Below are 15,773 nucleotides of genomic sequence, written 5' to 3'. Positions count from 1 at the left end.
GTCTCTGGTTCAGCCCCTCGCTTTGTTCAGCTGCCCGGTTACCGTGTCCAGCAGTTCCTGCCAGGACTTCTCGAACTTCTCGACGCCTTCGGTCTCCAGCGTCGCGAACACGTCCGGCACGTCGATGCCGGCCGCGGACAGCTTGTCGAAGATCGCCTGCGCCTGCTCGCCCTTTCCGGAAACCGTGTCGCCGGTGATCTCGGCGTGGTCGGCGACCGAGTCCATGGTCTTCTCGGGCATCGTGTTCACGACGTCCTTGACCACGAGCTGGTCGACGTACCGGGTGTCGGAGTAGGCCGGGTCCTTCACGCCGGTGGAGGCCCACAGCGGACGCTGCGCGTTCGCGCCGGCTTCGGCGAGCGCCTTCCACTGGTCCGTGGCGAACAGCTTCTCGAAGGCCGAGTACGCGAGCCGCGCGTTGGCGATGGCCGCCTCGCCCAGCAGCGCCTTGGCCTCGTCGGTGCCGATCGTGTTCAGCCGCTTGTCGACCTCACTGTCCACACGGGACACGAAGAACGACGCGACCGAGTGGATGCCCTTGAGGTCGTGGCCGTTGGCCTTCGCCTGCTCCAGGCCGGCGAAGAAGGCCTTGATGACGGCCTCGTAGCGCTCGACGGAGAAGATCAGCGTGACGTTGACGCTGATGCCCTCGGCGAGCACCGCGGTGATCGCGGGCAGACCCTCTTCGGTCGCCGGGATCTTGATCATCACGTTCGGCCGGTCGACGGTCTTCCACAGGTCCTTGGCCTCGGCCACCGTCTTCTCGGTGTCCTTCGCCAGGCGCGGGTCCACCTCGATGGACACGCGGCCGTCGACGCCGTTCGTGGCGTTGTACACGTCGCGGAACAGGTCCGCGGCGTTGCGCACGTCGGTGGTGGTCAGCTCCCGGACAGTGCCGTCGAGGTCCGCGCCGCGGGCGGCGAGGTCGTTGACCTGCGCGTCGTAAGCGGCACCCTTCGACAGGGCGTTCGCGAAGATCGTCGGGTTGGTGGTCACGCCGACGACGTGCTTGTCGCGGACGAGCCCGGCGAGGTTGCCCGATTCCAGGCGTTCCCGCGAAAGGTCGTCCAGCCAGATCGAGACGCCTGCTTCGGAGAGCTGCGCGAGTCGGTCAGTCATGAGTGCACTCCCTTCAATTCAGTTCTTGGTGTTGGCGATCGAGCGGCGGGCGGCGTCGACCACGGCTTCGGCGGTGAAGCCGAACTCGCGGAACAGCGTCGCGGCGTCGGCCGAGGCGCCGTAGTGCTCGATCGAAACGTTCTCGCCGGCGTCGCCGGTGAAGCGCTGCCACGGCATCGCGATCCCGGCCTCGACCGAAACGCGGGCCTTGACCGACGGCGGCAGGACCGCGTCCTTGTAGTCCTGGTCCTGCGCGTCGAACCACTCGACACACGGCATGGAGACCACGCTGGTGGGGATGCCGTCGGCCTCGAGGGTCTTGCGTGCCTCGACGGCCAGCTGGACCTCGGAGCCGGTCGCCATCAGCACGACCTCCGGGGTGCCGTTGGACGCCTCGGCCAGCACGTAGCCGCCCTTCTTGACGCCCTCGGCGTTCGTGCCCTCCAGCACCGGCACGTTCTGCCGGGTCAGCGCGAAGCCGGACGGGTGGTGCACGTCCTCAAGAACGGCCTTCCACGCGTACGCGGTCTCGTTGGCGTCCGCCGGGCGGACGACGTTGAGGCCCGGGATGGCGCGCAGCGCGGCGACCTGCTCGATCGGCTGGTGCGTCGGGCCGTCCTCGCCGAGGCCGATCGAGTCGTGCGTCCACACGTAGATGACCGGGGCCTTCATCAGCGCGGCGAGCCGGACCGGCGGGCGCATGTAGTCGGAGAAGGTGAGGAAGGTCGCGCCGTACGGGCGGGTGCCGCCGTGCAGCGCGATGCCGTTGAGGATCGAGCCCATCGCGTGCTCGCGGATGCCGAAGTGCAGCGTGCGGCCGTACGGGTTGGTCTTCCACATGTCGGTGCCGGCCTCGGCCGGGCCGAACGAGTCGGCGCCCTTCATGGTGGTGTTGTTGCTCTCCGCGAGGTCCGCGGAACCGCCCCACAGCTCGGGCAGCGGCTCGGCCAGCGCGTTCAGCACCTCGCCGGAGGCCTTGCGGGTGGCGATGCCCTTGGCGTCCGGCTCCCACGACGGCAGGTTGTCCGCGAAGCCCTCGGGCAGCGTGCGGGCGGACAGCCGGTCGGCCAGCTTCTTGCGCTCCGGGTTCGCCGCGGCCCACGCCTCGAAGCGCTCCTGCCACTCGGCGCGCTCCTTCTCGCCGCGCTCGATCAGCTGGCGGGTGTGCGTGAGAACCGCGTCGTCGACGTCGAAGTTCTTCTCCGGGTCGAAGCCCAGCGCCTTCTTGACACCGGCGACCTCTTCCGCGCCCAGCGCCGCGCCGTGCGCCTTGCCGGTGTTCATCTTCGTCGGGGCCGGGTAGCCGATGATCGTGCGCAGCTGGATGAACGACGGCCGCCCGGTCTCGGCCTGCGCCGCCTTGATGGCCGCCTCGATCGCGACGACGTCCTCGCCGCCCTCGACGGTCTGCACGTGCCAGCCGTAGGCCTCGTACCGCTTCGCGACGTCCTCGGACAGCGCGATGTTGGTGTCGTCCTCGATGGAGATCTTGTTGTCGTCGTAGAAGACGATCAGGTTGCCCAGCTGCTGGCGGCCCGCGATGGACGAGGCCTCGGAGGTGACGCCCTCTTCGATGTCGCCGTCGGAGGCGATCACGTAGATGTGGTGGTCGAAGATGCTCTCGCCGGCGGGGGCGTCCGGGTCGAGCAGACCGCGCTCGCGCCGCGCCGCCATCGCCATGCCGACGCCGTTCGCGAGGCCCTGGCCCAGCGGGCCGGTGGTGGTCTCGACGCCCTTGGTGTGCCGGTACTCCGGGTGGCCCGGGGTCTTGGAGCCCCAGCGGCGCAGCTGCTCGAGGTCTTCCAGCTCCAGGCCGAAGCCGGCCAGGTACAGCTGGATGTAGAGGGTCAGGCTGGAGTGGCCGGCGGAGAGGACGAACCGGTCGCGGGCGGGCCACTCCGGGTCCGCCGGGTCGTGCCGCATCGTGCGCTGGAACAGCGTGTACGCCAGCGGCGCCAGGCTCATCGCAGTGCCCGGGTGTCCGCTGCCGCAGTTTTCGACGGCGTCCGCGGCCAGCACGCGGGCGGTGTCTACGGCGCGGGTGTCGGTCTCGGTCCAGTCGGCCGGCACATTGCGCCGGAGCAAGGGGTTGGTCTCGCTGCTAGAGGTTTCGGACACTGAACTCGAACTCCTGCGTCGGTGAAGTGGTGGCTGTATTCCGTGCGTGCCGCTCAAGTGCTGCGGTGTGCGCCCTCAGTTATCTCAATCGATCCCGAAGGGACGATATTCCTGCTGGCGGCGCTGTGCAGGCGGAGCGAGCGGCCCGACGCTGTCACCCTAGTGCGTACACGTGCGCGCGAGCGCGGGCGACAGCCCCGCGGGTGAGGTGATCCTGCCCGCCTGTCCTTCCCCGGCTACCCGTCGCGGGCCTTCGCGACTCGCGGGGCGACGTGACGGACGAGACATCGCCGGGCGTGTCCCGGACCCGCGGGCGTCGAGCCCATCCGCCACGTCTAACATCGATCGCGGGCCAGGCACGGAAGTTCTCACACAGCACCACCTGTTTCTTCCGGGCCGCCCGGCCCAGGACTGACTCAGGGAGAGAAATGTCGTTGGTGAACGCTGCGCACGGACGCAGTGAAGACACCAGCGCCGTACCCCCGGACGGCGGACGGCCGAGCGGGGCCCGGCGAAGCTTCCGCCAGGTGGCCGGCGCGTACGCCGCGCTGGCGAAGCCGCGCGTGATCGAGCTTCTCCTCGTCACCACGATCCCCGCGATGTTCCTCGCCGGGCGCGAGGTGCCGAACCCGTGGCTGGTGGTCGCGACGCTGGTCGGCGGCACGATGGCCGCGGGCAGCGCGAACGCGCTCAACTGCGTGATCGACAGCGACATCGACAAGGTCATGAACCGCACCAAGCGGCGTCCGCTGGTGAAGGACGCGGTGCCGCGGCGCAACGCGCTGATCTTCGGCCTCGTGCTGGGCGTCGCCTCGTTCGCCGTCCTGTACTTCACGGTGAACCTGCTGGCGGCGGTCCTCGCGATCGCGACGATCCTGTTCTACATCTTCGTCTACACCCTCGGCCTCAAGCGGCGGACGTCGCAGAACGTGGTCTGGGGCGGGGCCGCGGGCTGCATGCCGGTGCTGATCGGCTGGGTCGCGGTCACCGGGACCGTGCAGTGGCCGGCGTTCGTGATGTTCGGCGTGATCTTCTTCTGGACGCCGCCGCACACCTGGGCGCTGGGCATGAAGTACCGCGACGACTACGAGCGCGCGGGCGTGCCGATGCTTCCGGTCGTCGCGACCGCCGAGCACGTGGCCCGGCAGATCGTCATCTACTCGTGGGTGATGGTCGCCTGGACGCTGCTGCTGCTCCCGGTCACCAGCTGGCTGTACGCGACCTTCGCGATCCTCGCCGGCGGCTGGTTCCTCTTCTACGCGCACCGGCTGCAGGCCGCCGTGCACCGCGGCGAGGAGACCAAGCCGATGGCGCTGTTCCACCGGTCGAACACGTACCTGATGATCGTGTTCGTCGCGCTGGCGGTCGACTCGGCGATCGGCTTGCCGGTCCTCGGCCTCCCGTTCTGACCCGTTCCGCCGAACGCACCCAATGTGGCATTGGGTGCGTGAGACGCACCCAATGTGGCGTTCGGTGCGTCAGATGCACCCAATGCCACATTGGGGCGCTGGCAGGAATGGCCCGGGATCCTCGCCGGTTGCACTCTTCCGGCCCCGATCCCGACCTGAAAGCAGGACCTTTCCTTGCCCGAGGAACCGGCCTACGAAGCCGAGCTGCGCCGCGAACAGGCCTACACCGACGCCCTGTTCGCGAAGCTCGACTCCGAACGCACCCAGACCCAGCGCCGGCTGGACGAGACCCTGCGCCAGACCGGCGGGACGCCGCAGGCGCGGACCGAACGCGAAGCCGCCACGAACCTGCACAGCGACCGGCTCGCCCAGCTCGGGTCGGTCGAGCAGGGATTGTGCTTCGGGCGGCTGGACTTCGTGCCGGGCAGCACCTCCGAAGACACCGAGGAGACCGCCTACATCGGACGGCTCGGCCTGTTCGACGAGGACGACGACTACCGGCCGCTGCTGATCGACTGGCGCGCCCCGGTCGCGCGACCCTTCTACCTCGCCACCGCCGCGTCGCCGGACGGCGTGCGCCGCCGCCGGCATCTGCGGTCGCTGAGCCGTCGCGTCACCGGCTTCGACGACGAGATCCTCGACCTGACCGCCGCCGACCAGGGCCAGGATCTCGGGCTCGCCGGCGAGGCCGCGCTGCTGGCCGCGCTGGAGCGCCGCCGGACCGGCGAGATGGCCGACATCGTCGCCACCATCCAGGGCGAGCAGGACCGGATCATCCGCGCCCCGCTCGGCGGGGTGATGGTCGTGCAGGGCGCGCCGGGCACGGGGAAGACCGCGGTCGCGCTGCACCGCGCGGCGTATCTGCTCTACACGCACCGCCAGCAGTTGACCACGCGCGGCGTGCTCGTCGTCGGCCCGAACTCGACCTTCCTGCGCTACATCGGCCAGGTGCTGCCGTCGCTCGGCGAGACCGGCGTGCTGCTGTCGACCATCGGGCAGCTGTGGCCGGGCTTGGACGCCGACGGCGTCGAGTCTCCGGAAGCGGCCGAGGTGAAGGGCCGGCTGGTGATGGCCGACGTCCTCGCCAAGGCTGTTCGGGATCGGCAAGGTGTACCCGATCCGGTGATCGAAATCGAGCACGAACGCGAGATCCTCAAGCTCGACCGGAAGACCTGCGCGCAGGCCCGCACCCGGGCACGGCGCTCGCGCCGGCCGCACAACCTCGCGCGGCGACTGTTCATCTCCGACGTCCTCGACGCGCTCACCCGGCAGGCCGCCCGCGCGTTGGGCGAGGACCTGCTGGACGCGCAGGACGTCCAGGACATCCGCGCCGAGCTGGCCGCGAGCCCCGCGGTCGCTGCCGCGCTGAACTCGCTGTGGCCGAAACTCACCCCGGGAGGCCTGCTCGACGACCTGTTCGCCGACCGCGAACACCTCGATCGGGCGGCGGGCGACCTGCTGTCCGAAGAGGACCGCCAGCACCTGGAGAGCGGCCGCACCGCGAAGTGGACGCCCGCCGACGTGCCGCTGCTCGACGAACTGGCCGAACTGCTCGGCACCGACGATTCCGAGGAGGAGGCCGAGGACAAGCGTCGCGAACGCGTCGAGCGCGCCTACGCCGAGGGCGTGCTGGACATCCTGGACCAGGACGAGGAAATCCAGGACGAAGAGGTCCTGCGGGTGTCCGACGTGCTGGACGCCGAGCTGTTCGCCGAACGGCAGCAGGCGCGCAGCCAGCTGACCGCGGCGCAGCGGGCCGCGCAGGACCGGACGTGGACGTTCGGGCACGTGATCGTCGACGAGGCGCAGGAACTGTCCGCGATGGACTGGCGGCTGCTGATGCGCCGCACGCCGAACCGGTCGATGACGCTGGTCGGCGATGTCGCGCAGACCGGGGCCGCCGGGGGAGCGCGGACGTGGGACGAGGTGCTGTCGCCGTACGTCGCGGACCGCTGGCGGCTGGAGCAGCTGACAGTGAACTACCGGACCCCGGCGGAGATCATGGCGGTCGCGGCGGGCGTGCTCGCCGAACTCGACGTGGACCTGGCCGCGCCGGCGTCGGTGCGCGAGACCGGGGTGCCGCCGTGGGGCGTGGAAGTCGCTTCGCTGGACGCGGAACTGCCCGCGCTGGTGGCCGCCGAACTGTCCGCTGTGGACGGTGGGACCGTGGCGGTGCTGGTGCCCGGCGGTCGCGTCGACGAGGTGCGGAAGCTGCTTCCCGAGGACGAGCGGCTGAGCGTGCTGACCGTCGACCGTTCCAAGGGGCTGGAGTTCGACGGGGTCGTGCTGGTGTCGCCGGACGAGATCGTCGCGGGCTCGGCGCGCGGGCTCAACGACCTGTACGTGGCGCTGACCAGGGCGACGCAGCGGCTCGGCGTGGTGCGGACCGGTCCGGCGGTGCCCGCGCTCGGCGGCCTTGGTTAATCTTCCGCCATGCAGAACATCGGCAGGACAGCCGTCATCGGCGCGTGCGCAGCGATCGCCGCGCTCGGCCTCACGGCCTGCGGCGGCGACAGCAGCGCGGCCCCGGCGGCCCCGAGCCGCGAGTGCACCGCGGACGACATCAAGACCACCGGGAACTTCGGCCAGCCGCCGACGATCACCATCCCGGACGACTGCGCCCCGCCGAAGAAGCTGCTCACCAAGGACCTCTCGGCGGGCACCGGGAAGGCCGCGGCCGCCGGGTCGAAGCTGTCGATGAACTACCTGGTCGTCACCTGGTCGAACAAGAAGAAGCTCGACAGCTCGTTCGACCGCGGCGAGCCGTTCGGCCTCGACCTCGGCGCCGGACAGGTCATCGACGGCTGGGACCAGGGTCTCGTCGGCGTGAAGCAGGGCGGGCGGCGGCTGATGATCATCCCGCCCGCCCTCGCCTACAAGGACGGCGGACGCGGCATCGCGCCCAACGAAACGCTGGTGTTCGTGACCGACGCCCTCTCGGTCGGCTGAGCTTTCCGGCCGTGCGGCGTCCTCGCCGGTCTTCGTTGGCTTTGCGGACGCCGCGCGAGCCGTCGTGCCCGGCCGCGAACAGTTCGCTGGTGTTCGCGGCCGGCGCGCTGCCGGTGTGCTGAGCTAGGGGATCAGCAGCAGCTTTCCGGTCGTCCGGCGTCCCTGCAGGTCCTCGTGGGCCTTGCGGGCGTCGGCGAGCGGGTAGCGGCCGCCGATGCGGACGTTGAGCGAACCGTCCTGCACGGCGGCGAAGAGTTCGCTGGCGCGCCAGTCGAGTTCCTCGCGGGTGCGCAGGTAGTGGCCGAGCGTCGGGCGGGTCAGGAAGAGCGAGCCGCCGGAGTTGAGCCGCTGCGGGTCGATCGGCGGCACCGGGCCGCTGGCCGCGCCGAACAGCGCCAGCGTGCCGCGGATCTTCAGGCTGGCGAGGCTGCCGTCGATGGTGCTCTTGCCGACGCCGTCGTAGACCGCGGCGACGCCCTCGCCGTTGGTCAGCTCGCGGGTCGCGGCGGCGAAGTCCTCGCGGTCGTAGCGGATCACGTGGTCCGCGCCGGCGCCGCGGGCCAGCTCGGCTTTCTCGTCGGTGGACACCGTGGCCAGCACTCGCGCGCCGCGCGCCTTCGCCAGCTGCACCAGCAGCAAACCGACGCCGCCGGCCGCCGCGTGGACGAGGATGTCGTCGCCCGCTTGCACTTCGTAGGTCGAACGCACCAGGTAGTGCGCGGTCAGGCCCTGCAGCATCGTGGCCGCGGCGGTCCCGTCGGACACGCCTTCGGGCACCTTCACCGTGGCGCTGGCCGGGACCACGGCGCGCTGGGCGTAGCTGCCGAGCACGCCCTGCCAGGTCACGCGGTCGCCGGGAGCGAATTCGGTGACGCCCTCGCCGGTCTCTACGACTGTCCCGGCGCCCTCGGAGCCGAGGACGAACGGCAGGTCGATCGGGTAGATGCCCTGGCGCTGATAGGTGTCGATGTAGTTGACGCCCGCGGCGGCGAGGTCGACCAGCAGTTCGCCCGCGCCGGGCGGGCCGGGCTCGATCTCGGCCAGTTCCAGCACTTCCGGGCCGCCGGTCCGGGTCACCTGCACTGCGGTCGGCATGGTTCCTCCTCGAGATGTGCGCGTCTGGCGTCCACTATGGCCGAGAACACGGTCGGGCCGCGGGGGCGGGGGTCTCGGGTTAAGCTCCGGACGTGGCTGAGGAGACCGAAAACACGCCGACCGCGCCGACCGCCCGCCAGCTGGCCTCCGCCCGCGGCTTCGTGGCGAAGCACGGCAAACCGGCGCGCGCCGTGGTCGAGAACATCGGGCTGGCCGGCGCGCGGGTCGTGCTCGTGGGCCCGGACGGGGCGATGGGCGACGTGCTGGTCGCCGGGGTGGAGACCGGCGCCGCGCTGGTTGAGCAGGTCGACGACCTCGAGGCCGCGGAGTGGGACAGCGAAACCGTGAAGACGGTCAAGATCGGTGCCGCGCACCGGCGCAAGATGGCCGGGCCGCGAGCGGGCCGGTGACGCGCTCGGCGATTTTCGTCGGCTGCGCCGCGCTGCCCGAGGGCGACGGCGACGAGGCCGCGGTGCTGCCCGCGCTCGCGGACCTCGGATTCACCGTGACCTGGGCGGCCTGGGATTCGGCCGCGGACTTCGCTTCCGCGGACATCGTGGTGTTGCGTGCTGCCTGGGACTACCCCTCGCGTCGGGAGGAATTCCTCAGCTGGTGCGAAGACGTTCCCGGGCTGAGCAACTCGGCCGCGGTCGTGCGGTGGAACACCGACAAGACTTACCTAGGCGAACTGCTCGACGCGGGCGTGCCGACGGTGCCGGTCGAGATCGTGCCGCTGGGGGAGAAGCCGCGCTGGCCGAAGAAACCGTTCGTGGTGAAGCCTTCGGTGGGCGCGGGAGGCCGCGACGCCGCCCGGTTCTCGTCGTCCGGTGCGGACGCGGAGCGGCATCTGCGCGCTTTGCACGACGACGGGCGCACGGGTCTGATCCAGCCGTATCAGTCCAGTGTGGACACTCAGGGCGAGATCGCGGTGACGTACTTCGGCGGCGTTTATTCGCATGCCTTCACGAAATTCGCTCCGGTCGAGTCCTCAATGGACACCTCGGGGTTGTATCGCGAAGAGCGGCTGGCGGCCGCTGTCCCGGCTCCGGAGGTGCGTGCGGTGGCGGAAGACGCGCTGGACGCCGCTTGCGGGTTGCTCGGCATTTTGCGGGCGGAACTCTTGTACGCGCGGGTGGATCTGGTCCGCGGGGACGACGGGCGTCCGCTGGTGCTGGAGCTGGAGTTGACTGAGCCGTCGCTGGGTTTCCGGCACGCGGACGCGGGCGCGCCGTTGCGATTCGCGTCTGCGGTGCGGCAGCAGTTGGCCTAGCTGGGTTCGGCGGCTGCTCGCCGCTTCGCCGCCAGCCGTTCCGCCCGGGGCCAGCGGACGTCGCTCGCCCAGCCGAACCGCTCGAACGCCCAGATCACCCGCGCCGAGACGTCCACCTGTCCGCGCAGCACGCCGTGCCGGGCGCAGGTCGGGTCGGCGTGGTGGGAGTTGTGCCACGACTCGCCCATGGACAGCAGGGCCAGCGGCCAGAAGTTCGCCGCGCGGTCGCGGCTCGCGAACGGGCGGTCGCCGATCAGGTGGCACACCGAGTTCACCGACCAGGTCACGTGGTGCAGGAACGCGATCCGCACCAGACCGGCCCAGAAGAACGCCGTCAGCGCGCCCTGCCAGGTGCCGCTGAACGCCCAGCCGAGCGCGGCGGGCAGGGCGAGGCTGAGAGTGATCCACAGCCAGAAGAACCGGTTCACCAGGCGTAGGTCGCGATCGCTGACGAGGTCCGGCGCGAAGCGGTCGGCGTTGGTGACCTCGCGCTGGAACATCCAGCCCATGTGCGCGTGCCAGAACCCCCGCAGCAGCGCGGCGGGCGACGTGCCGAAGAGCCACGGGGAATGCGGATCGCCCTCGCGGTCGGAAAACGCGTGGTGGCGGCGGTGGCTCGCGACCCAGAAAATCACCGACCCCTGCACGGCCATGCTCCCGGCGATCGCGAGCGCGATCCGCAGCGGGCGGCTCGCTTTGAAGGCGCCGTGGGTGAAGTAGCGGTGGTACCCGACGGTCACGCCGAGCGTCGCGAGCACGTAGAAGACGGTCGCGAGGATCAGGTCGGTCCAGCCGATGCCCCACCCCCAGAGCAGCGGCACGGCGGCGATCAGCGCGGCGAACGGCACGAGCAGGAACGTCTTGAGCACGATCATCTCGGCGGTCCCGCGCCGGCCGGAGAGAAGGGGTTTGCCGGTACGGGCAGGGGCGGTCGGCATGGCGGCACCTCGGGCTTCGCGGGGCTTGCGGAAAGCCGGTCGGCGACGACGGTAAGCCGCCGACCTGTCCGCCGGGCCGACGCGCAGTTACGTCCGGATGACCGTCAGTTCGCGGTGGCGAGTTCCCGCTTCTCCGCGGGCTCCAGCGACGTCACCGGACCGCGGTCGCGGGTTCCCGTCCACAGCACGGCCGTCACCACGATCACGAGCGCCGAGCCCAGCACGTGGAACGACACCATCGCCTCGGGCACGCCCAGCGCGTACTGCACCGTCCCCAGAACCCCCTGCAGCAGCGCGACAATCCACACCCACGCATATCGCTGCCACACGCTCTTAGGCGCACCGACGCGCATCAGCGTGAGCCCGAAGACCCCCAGCACCACGAGGTAAGCGATCAGCAAGCCGCTGTGGACCCGGGCCAGCTGCTCGATCGGGGCGTCGAGGCGATGCGTGTTCACGTCGCCGCCGTGCGGGCCCGCGCCGGTGACCGTCGTGCCGGCGATCAGGACCGCCCACATCAGGACCGTCAGCAGGACCAGCATCTGCCGTCCCAGTTTCGGGACCAGCGGGCGCGCCGGTTCGTCTCCTTCGCGGAACGCCTTCAGCAGCATGACCGCCAGCCACACCAGCGGCGTGGAGGCCAGGAAGTGGATCGCGACCGTCCACCATTCCAGTTTCGCCAGCACGGTCAGCCCGCCGATGACCGCCTGCAGCACGACGCCGCCGGGCATCGTCCAGGCGAGCTTCACCAGGCGCTTGCGCTCCGGGTGGTCGATCTGGATCCGCCACGCGGTGAGCACGGCCAGCGCCGCCACCACGATCACGACGCCGGTCAGCATCCGGTTCGAGAACTCGATCCACTGCGTGACCGCGTCGATGCCCGAGTGCCGCACCGGCACCAGGCTGCCCGCGACGCACTGCGGCCAGGTCGGGCATCCCAGCCCGGACCCGGTCACCCGCACCACGGAACCGGTGACGCCGATGCCTGCCTGCGCGACCACCGCGGCGATCCCGACCGCGCGCTGGACCGCGGCGGACGGATACGGCAGGCGGGCGATCAAACTGCGAAGGGACACGCGGAAAGAATACTCGCGCGCGTTTTCCCGCCTGCACGCGGCAGTATTGTTCCGGACGGATTCGCCAGCGTGCGCAAGGAATCGGGTGCGGCGGCCGTCACATTAGCGGCCTGAATTCCGCGCGATGACCGGCAATTCGATGTGGGATTCAGGTGAGTTTCGTGGTCCGCGTCGCCAGCACTCCGGCCACCGCGGCCCACACCACCAGCACCGCCGCCGGTCCCGCCTGGAACTGCCCGTCCACCAGCGCCGCGCGCATGCCTTCCGCCAGCGCGCCCGAGGGCAGCAGCGAAACGATCACCCCGACCCCGGACGGCAACGCCGACGGAGCCAGCAGGATCCCGCCGGCGAGCAGCAGCACGAACCACACGATGTTCGCGAGCGCCAGCACCGCTTCCGCCCGCAGCGCGCCGCCCAGCAACACACCCAGCGCACCGAAAGCGAGAGTCCCCAGGAACAGCAGCACCACCGCGGAGCCGATCCCGGCGGCCGACGGCGACCAGCCCAGGAAAGCCGCCACCACGCCGAGCACCACGGACTGCAGCGCGACGACGACCAGCGCCGCCACGACCCGTCCGGCCACGAGCAGCCAGCGCGGCAGCGCGGTCGCCGAAAGTCGCTTCAGCACGCCGTAGCGGCGGTCGAAGCCGAGGGCGATCGCCTGGCCCGTGAAGGCCGACGACATCACCGCCAGCGCGAGGATCCTCGGCGTCATCCAGTCCACTTTGGACGTCGAGCCGAGCTGGCTCGCGGGCAGGATGTCCAGCGAGCTCAGGCCGATCAGCAGCGCGAGCGGGATGATCAGGGTGAGCAGCAGCTGCTCGCCGTGCCGCAGCGTCAGCGCGGCCTCGACGCGCGCGTGCGTGCGCAGCATCCTGCCGAGCGAGCCGCGGCCGGGCGCGGGGGCGAAAGTGCCTGCGGGGAACGGAGAACTCATGCGCGCAGCTCCCGTCCGGTGAGTTCGAGGAACACTTCTTCGAGCGTCCGCCGTCCGACTTGCAGTTGTTCGGGCAGTACGCCCTGTTGCGCGCACCAGGCGGTGACGGCGGAGACCACCTGCGGGTCGACCGCGCCCTCCACCAGGTACGAACCGGGCGCGGTTTCGCTGACCCGGTACCCCTCCGGCAGCGCGGCCGCGAGCAGCGTCGTGTCGAGCTTGGTGCGGGCGCGGAACCGCAGCTGCGCCGCCTCGCCCGCCTCCAGCGTCAGCGAATGCGGCGTGCCCTCGACGACGACCTTGCCGTGGTCCACGATCACCACCTGGTCGGCGAGCGTTTCCGCTTCCTCCATGAGGTGGGTGGTGAGCAGGACGCTCACACCGTCCGCGCGCAGGGCCGCGAGCAGGTCCCAGACCAGCCGCCGCGCCTGCGGGTCCATGCCCGCGGTGGGCTCGTCCAGGAACACCAGCTCCGGACGGCCGACCAGCGCGCACGCCAGCGAAAGCCGTTGCTGCTGCCCGCCGGAGAGCCGTTTGAACGGCGTCCGCTTGGCGCCGGCGAGCCCGAGGACGTCGAGCAGCCACGCCGGATCGTGCGGGTTCGCCGCGCAGGAAGCCACTAGCCGCAGCATTTCCTCCGCGCGCACGCCCGGGTACGCGCCGCCGCCTTGCGGCATGATGCCGACGCGCGGGCGGAGCCGGGAGCTGTCCGCGACGGGGTCGAGGCCGAGCACGCGCACCCGGCCCGCGTCAGGTCTGCGGAAACCCTCGCAAATCTCGACAGTGGTCGTTTTTCCGGCGCCGTTCGGCCCGAGCAGGGCCAGCAGGGAACCACGCTCCATGCGCAGGTCGATGCCGTCGACCGCGGTGGTGGAGCCGTAGCTTTTCGCCAAGCCGGAGATCTCGACGGCGGGGTTGTCCACAACGAATCACGATACGACGTCGGCGGGCGCGCGCGGTGCTGGGGACGCCGGAGGTGTCCTGGACAACAGCAGCGGCGAAACCCGGTACACGATCGCGAGCCCGCCGAGGGTCACCAAAGCGGCCGCGCCGTAGGCCCACGGCAGGACGTAGGAGCGGCCGTCGAAGGTGCCGCCGGTGGGCGGAAGCAGGAACGGCAGCCCGGCGCTGATGACCGTGGCGACCACCCGGAACCGCGACGTCCCGGCCGCCGCGGCGAGCGGGATCACCGCCCACAGCAGGTACCACGGCTGCAGGTTGATCTGCAGGATCATCGCCGCGCCCAGCGAGACGCCGAGCCCGATGATCGGCCGGTAGCGCCATTTGAAGCTGGCCCACAGGAATTTGATCGTGACGGCCGCGGTGATCACGTTGCCGAGCGTGCCGAGGATCGGCACCAGCGCGTCGGTGTGGTTGCCGAGCCCGAGCGTGATGCCGAGGACGCCGCCGAGGTTCGCGACCTCCGCGGTGGGGGAGATGAACGACCGCACCAGCCCCGGCGTGCTCGCCGTCGCGCCGATCCAGCCGAAGCCCAGCCCGGTGCCGACGCAGATCGCGGTGAGCACGACGCCGAACAGCACCGCCATCGGCGCGCCCGCCCACACCAGGTCCTTCAGCCGTCCGTGCCATCTGCGCGCGACCATCACCGACAGGAACGGCAACGCCAGCACGGCCGGGATCTTCACCGTGGCGCCGATCGTGATGATGACGACGCCGAGCGCGATGAAGAGGAGTTCGCCCTTCGCCAAGGGCGGCGGACTGTCGCCCTTCACCCGCACCGGCAGCCGCCGGATGCCGATCTCCAGCCCGGCCACCATGAGCCCGATGGCCAGCGAATCGTTGTGCGCGCCCGCGACGAAATGGAAGATCAGCAACGGGTTCGCCGCGCCGAGCCACAGCGCGGTGGCGGGCTGCACGCCGAACCGCCGGGCGAGCCGCGGCACCGCCCACACGATCAGCAGCACGCCGACCATCGCGAGGCCGCGCTGCAGCAGCACGCCGACGACGATGTTGTTGCCGCCGACCGGAGCCAGCCAGCCGCCCAGCCGCAGCAGCAGCGGGCCGTACGGGGCGGGGGTCTCGCGCCAGATGTTGGTGACGCCCGCGGTGAGCGGGTCGGCGACGCCGAGCGCCTGCGCCGGGCCCAGCTGGTAGGGGTCCATGCCGCGGTGCACGATCTCGCTCTGCGCGAGGTAGCTGTAGACGTCGCGGGAGAACAGCGGCGGGATCAGCAGCAGCGGCGCGACCCACATCGCGACGGTGCGGGCGAGCTGCCCGCTGGTGGCCAGCCGCGCGCTCGCCGGACGGGCGAACCGGGCGAGCATGAGCCAGCTCAGCACCAGGATGCCCATGCCGGAGAAGGCGATCGCGAGCGAGACCGTCGGGATCCGGATGAACAGCCGCAGCACCGGCAGGTCCTGCACCGGGTTGATCACCGGCGCGGCCCCGGCCCCGAGCGAGCCGAGCGCGAGGAACAGCGAACCGACCGTGCCGAAACGGCGGACCGCGTCGAGGCCGCGGGTCTCGGCGGCGTTCAGCGGATCGGTGCGGCGCGGGCCGACCGGGGACGCGGCGCCGGGGGCAGGAGGAGCGGCCACGGCGCCGTCAGCGTCGCCCGGTTCGCCGGATAAGTCCGGTTCCGGTGCCCGCTGGTCCGGGTGTTCGCCGACTGCCACGCCCGGAAGCGTATCGACTCCGGTTCGGGCGATGTATCGCGCCGTTCAGTCCCCGGCGCCGGGATTGCTCCCGATGGTCCGTGAAGGACTCCTTGGGGGAATCTGATTCCCTCGAGGAGTCCTTCACGGACCTGGGGCGGGGGCCGCCGCGGCGGGGCGCGTCCGGAGGTGAGTCGGGTCACTGCCCGACACCCCGCCTTTGCCCGCCGGCCGGAAATAAGACACA

The 15,773-nt window shown here is 70.9% G+C and carries 13 protein-coding genes; 5 read left to right on the top strand and 8 right to left on the bottom strand.

What is annotated here, in order from left to right:
* Positions 1 to 9: 9 nt before the first annotated feature.
* Positions 10 to 1,119, bottom strand: coding sequence for a transaldolase (gene tal / locus ACFORO_RS02475; RefSeq protein ID WP_377868806.1), 1,110 nt, complete (start codon positions 1,117 to 1,119; stop codon positions 10 to 12).
* Positions 1,120 to 1,137: 18 nt separating this feature from the next.
* Positions 1,138 to 3,237, bottom strand: a complete 2,100-nt coding sequence (gene tkt, locus ACFORO_RS02470; protein WP_377868807.1) for a transketolase — start codon at positions 3,235 to 3,237, stop codon at positions 1,138 to 1,140.
* A gap of 428 nt (positions 3,238 to 3,665) precedes the next feature.
* On the opposite strand from tkt, the gene ACFORO_RS02465 reads away from it, so the two are divergent.
* From ACFORO_RS02465 to ACFORO_RS02455, 3 genes are all read left to right on the top strand, one after another.
* Complete coding sequence (locus ACFORO_RS02465) at positions 3,666 to 4,646, top strand: heme o synthase (protein ID WP_354738368.1); 981 nt, start codon at positions 3,666 to 3,668, stop codon at positions 4,644 to 4,646.
* Between the two features lie 174 nt (positions 4,647 to 4,820).
* Complete coding sequence (locus tag ACFORO_RS02460; RefSeq protein WP_377868808.1) at positions 4,821 to 7,070, top strand: HelD family protein; 2,250 nt, start codon at positions 4,821 to 4,823, stop codon at positions 7,068 to 7,070.
* 9 nt (positions 7,071 to 7,079) lie between these two features.
* Entirely contained in the window at positions 7,080 to 7,595 is a 516-nt protein-coding gene (locus ACFORO_RS02455; RefSeq protein WP_377868809.1) for an FKBP-type peptidyl-prolyl cis-trans isomerase, read from the top strand.
* A 123-nt stretch (positions 7,596 to 7,718) separates the two neighbouring features.
* Here the strand turns inward: ACFORO_RS02455 and ACFORO_RS02450 are convergent, their stop codons facing one another.
* Positions 7,719 to 8,690, bottom strand: coding sequence for a quinone oxidoreductase family protein (locus ACFORO_RS02450; RefSeq protein ID WP_377868810.1), 972 nt, complete (start codon positions 8,688 to 8,690; stop codon positions 7,719 to 7,721).
* Positions 8,691 to 8,782: 92 nt separating this feature from the next.
* Between ACFORO_RS02450 and ACFORO_RS02445 the strand changes: the two genes are divergently transcribed.
* Both ACFORO_RS02445 and ACFORO_RS02440 read left to right on the top strand, forming a co-directional pair.
* Positions 8,783 to 9,100: a hypothetical protein gene (locus tag ACFORO_RS02445; RefSeq protein WP_354738376.1), complete on the top strand. Its 318-nt coding sequence runs from the start codon at positions 8,783 to 8,785 to the stop codon at positions 9,098 to 9,100.
* Positions 9,097 to 9,960, top strand: coding sequence for an ATP-grasp domain-containing protein (locus ACFORO_RS02440; protein WP_377868811.1), 864 nt, complete (start codon positions 9,097 to 9,099; stop codon positions 9,958 to 9,960). Before ACFORO_RS02445 ends, ACFORO_RS02440 begins: the two co-directional genes overlap by 4 nt.
* Here ACFORO_RS02440 and ACFORO_RS02435 read toward each other — a convergent pair.
* The 5 genes from ACFORO_RS02435 to mptB all read right to left on the bottom strand — a co-directional run bounded on the left by ACFORO_RS02435 (position 9,957) and on the right by mptB (position 15,469).
* Positions 9,957 to 10,898 (bottom strand): acyl-CoA desaturase, encoded by a 942-nt coding sequence (locus tag ACFORO_RS02435; protein WP_354738379.1) that lies wholly within the window; start codon positions 10,896 to 10,898, stop codon positions 9,957 to 9,959. The two genes, ACFORO_RS02440 and ACFORO_RS02435, sit on opposite strands and share 4 nt — an antisense overlap.
* A gap of 104 nt (positions 10,899 to 11,002) precedes the next feature.
* Entirely contained in the window at positions 11,003 to 11,974 is a 972-nt protein-coding gene (locus ACFORO_RS02430; RefSeq protein WP_377868812.1) for a COX15/CtaA family protein, read from the bottom strand.
* A 148-nt stretch (positions 11,975 to 12,122) separates the two neighbouring features.
* Positions 12,123 to 12,911 (bottom strand): ABC transporter permease, encoded by a 789-nt coding sequence (locus ACFORO_RS02425; protein ID WP_377868813.1) that lies wholly within the window; start codon positions 12,909 to 12,911, stop codon positions 12,123 to 12,125.
* Entirely contained in the window at positions 12,908 to 13,834 is a 927-nt protein-coding gene (locus tag ACFORO_RS02420; RefSeq protein WP_009075909.1) for an ABC transporter ATP-binding protein, read from the bottom strand. Before ACFORO_RS02420 ends, ACFORO_RS02425 begins: the two co-directional genes overlap by 4 nt.
* Positions 13,835 to 13,840: 6 nt before the next feature.
* The gene (mptB, locus tag ACFORO_RS02415) at positions 13,841 to 15,469 is read right to left on the bottom strand and encodes a polyprenol phosphomannose-dependent alpha 1,6 mannosyltransferase MptB (protein WP_377868976.1); all 1,629 of its coding nucleotides are present in this window, start codon (positions 15,467 to 15,469) and stop codon (positions 13,841 to 13,843) included.
* Positions 15,470 to 15,773: the final 304 nt, after the last annotated feature.

This window comes from Amycolatopsis halotolerans, from assembly GCF_042647905.1.
GTDB classification, from domain to species: domain Bacteria; phylum Actinomycetota; class Actinomycetes; order Mycobacteriales; family Pseudonocardiaceae; genus Amycolatopsis; species Amycolatopsis halotolerans.
The sequence above is the reverse complement of the archived record's forward strand: the minus strand, read 5'-3'. Positions and strand labels throughout refer to the sequence as shown.